The 2,823-nt window shown below is 66.4% G+C and carries 3 protein-coding genes; 1 reads left to right on the top strand and 2 read right to left on the bottom strand.

Annotated elements, in window-relative coordinates:
- Positions 1-399: 399 nt before the first annotated feature.
- Positions 400-558, top strand: coding sequence for a helix-turn-helix domain-containing protein (locus tag ABZV38_RS40000; RefSeq protein WP_356333843.1), 159 nt, complete (start codon positions 400-402; stop codon positions 556-558).
- A gap of 238 nt (positions 559-796) precedes the next feature.
- On the opposite strand, the gene ABZV38_RS39995 is transcribed toward ABZV38_RS40000, so the two are convergent.
- Entirely contained in the window at positions 797-2,326 is a 1,530-nt protein-coding gene (locus ABZV38_RS39995) for a UDP-N-acetylglucosamine 1-carboxyvinyltransferase (protein ID WP_356333841.1), read from the bottom strand.
- A gap of 313 nt (positions 2,327-2,639) precedes the next feature.
- Positions 2,640-2,823 (bottom strand): hypothetical protein (locus tag ABZV38_RS39990; RefSeq protein ID WP_356333839.1); only part of this gene is annotated, 184 nt, incomplete at its 5' end.

The raw sequence follows: 2,823 nt of genomic DNA, 5'->3' as shown, positions 1-2,823 counted from the left end.
CACAATGATCACGAAGCCCGTGCCTGCCCTGTTATGCGCCCCAACCGGTCACTCCCCGACCAGCCGCACGAACCCGGAACTTGCAACCGCCCTGCCCCTCAGTGCCTGTGCGGTGGCCATGGCTATACCCCTTTGTCGTCCCCGGGCGCGTGTGGGCAGATTACGGCATGGCTTGGGCAACTAGCCACGGAGCCAAATGAGTTGAAACTGCATCCGGTCCTGGCCTCGCTCCTCACGACGGGGCAGCCGCACCAAACCGCTGAATCCCCGGATTCTGATCCCGCTCGCCGACGGTGATCCGCGTGGCTTTGCTGCGCGGTGGGCGGTAGGACGAACGACCGCTGCTCTGGCAGCGCTTACCTCGGAGACACGCGATGCGCAACCAGTCCTAGTCTGCGGTTGGCTTTCCTGACCGTTCAGGACGCCGCGAAGTACATGGGCATCTCGGTGAACACCCTCTACGTCTGGCGCCACCGCTGGCAAGGACCGCCCAGCTTCCGTATGGGGGACGTCGGGCAGATGGCGGTTCACCTCGTCGACCAGACGTGGTCGGCGTGACACGACCGACATCGGACGTTGCGAGGCCACTTCGGCGACAACCCTCCGTAAAGGCTGACGGGTACTCAGGCTTCCCTGACGTGCCGTCAGCCATTCAAGATCATCTTGCACGTGCGTTGCACAAGGTGCTGAAAAACAGCAGTGATCAGTGGAGGGCTGTGAAGGTAGGTATCCGCAGGTCAGCTGGCATGCTGAGGTGTCGTGCCCCTTGCCTCCAAGGGGCACGACATCGTGCCGGTCAGATGTCGCGGAAGATCTCGATCTGCGCGCCCACCGAGTTGAGGCGCTCCGCCAGTTCCTCGTAACCGCGGTTGATCACGTACACGTTGCGCAGTACGGAGGTGCCCTCGGCCGCCATCATCGCGAGCAGCACCACCACGGCGGGCCGCAGCGCCGGCGGGCAGATCATCTCGGCCGCGCGCCACCGGGTCGGGCCCTCCACCAGGACTCGGTGCGGGTCGAGGAGCTGGAGCCGGCCGCCCAGGCGGTTGAGGTCTGTCAGATAGATGGCGCGGTTGTCGTAGACCCAGTCGTGTATGAGGGTCTTGCCCTGCGCAGAGGCGGCGATGGCCGCGAAGAACGGCACGTTGTCGATGTTGAGGCCGGGGAACGGCATCGGGTGGATCTTGTCGATCGGGGCCTCCAGCTTGGAGGGCCGGACCGTCAGATCGACCAGCCGGGTGCGGCCGTTGTCCGCCGCGTACTCCGCCGTGCGGTCGCAGTCGACGCCCATCTCCTCCAGCACCGCGAGCTCGATCTCCAGGAACTCGATCGGCACCCGGCAGATCGTCAGCTCGGACTCCGTCACCACGGCGGCAGCGAGCAGACTCATCGCCTCGACCGGGTCCTCGGAGGGGGAGTAGTCGACATCCACGTCTATGTTCGCCACACCGTGCACGGTCAGCGTCGTCGTACCGATGCCGTCGATCCGTATGCCCAGTGCCTCCAGGAAGAAGCACAGGTCCTGGACCATGTAGTTGGACGACGCGTTACGGATGACGGTCGTGCCGTTGTGGCGGGCGGCCGCCAGCAGCGCGTTCTCCGTCACCGTGTCGCCGCGCTCGGTCAGCACGATGGGACGGTCGGGGGTGACCGAGTGGTCGATCTGGGCGTGGTACAGACCCTCGGTCGCGGCGATCTCCAGGCCGAACCGGCGCAGCGCGATCATGTGCGGCTCGATGGTCCGGGTGCCGAGGTCGCAGCCGCCCGCGTACGGCAGCTTGAACTGGTCCATGCGGTGCAGCAGCGGGCCGAGGAACATGATGATGGACCGGGTGCGGCGGGCCGCGTCCGCGTCGATGGCGGCCATGTCGAGCCGGGCCGGCGGGACGATCTCCAGGTCGGTCCCGTCGTTGATCCACCGGGTGCGCACGCCTATGGAGTTCAGAACTTCGAGGAGACGGTAGACCTCCTCGATACGGGCGACGCGGCGCAGGACCGTACGCCCCTTGTTGAGCAGCGAGCCGCACAGCAGCGCCACGCACGCGTTCTTGCTGGTCTTGACGTCGATCGAGCCGGAGAGCCGGCGTCCGCCCACCACCCGCAGGTGCATCGGCCCGGCATAGCCGAGCGACACGATCTCACTGTCGAGTGCTTCACCGATGCGGGCAATCATCTCAAGGCTGATGTTCTGGTTGCCGCGCTCGATGCGGTTGACGGCGCTCTGGCTGGTGCCCAGCGCCTCGGCAAGTTGACTCTGTGTCCACCCCCGGTGCTGACGGGCGTCACGTATGAGCTTGCCGATGCGTGCGAGGTAGTCGTCTGACATGGCGCCAGGTTATCTCAGATATGAGATGAGGACCTGGTGGGGGTGTGGTGTTCGGGTGACGGGTGGGGCGACACGGCGGCCGGCGTGGGGGTGATGCGGGGTCGGAGTGGTAGAGGGCTGCGGGGTGCGGTGATGACGGAGGCGCATCACCCGGCACGGGTGCGCCGCCCCTCCCATCGTGCGCGCAGTGCGGCAGTCAGGCACGCGGCACGCGTCCGTGCGGGTGTCCCGGCGTGCGGGGGCCGGGTCTTCGCCTCCGAGAGGACTGGGTCCCGTCAAGCAGCTGAGCCTCCCGATTGCCGCACTGCCACGATCACGCGCGGTCGGCGCTCGTGATGCGGAAAGCGAAGGCCGCTGCCACGTCGTCGAATTCGCCGAACGCGGCATGCCTGCTCTCCGTGTACAGACACGGCAGCTGTAGTTCTTGATCGGTAGGGCATCGTTGCTGGTCAGGCGGTTGTGGCGGCGGTGATGTTGTTCCAGCGGCGGTGGGCTTC

Origin of the sequence: Streptomyces sp. NPDC005181 (assembly GCF_040608395.1) — a bacterium.
Taxonomy (GTDB): domain Bacteria; phylum Actinomycetota; class Actinomycetes; order Streptomycetales; family Streptomycetaceae; genus Streptomyces.
The sequence above is the reverse complement of the archived record's forward strand: the minus strand, read 5'-3'. Positions and strand labels throughout refer to the sequence as shown.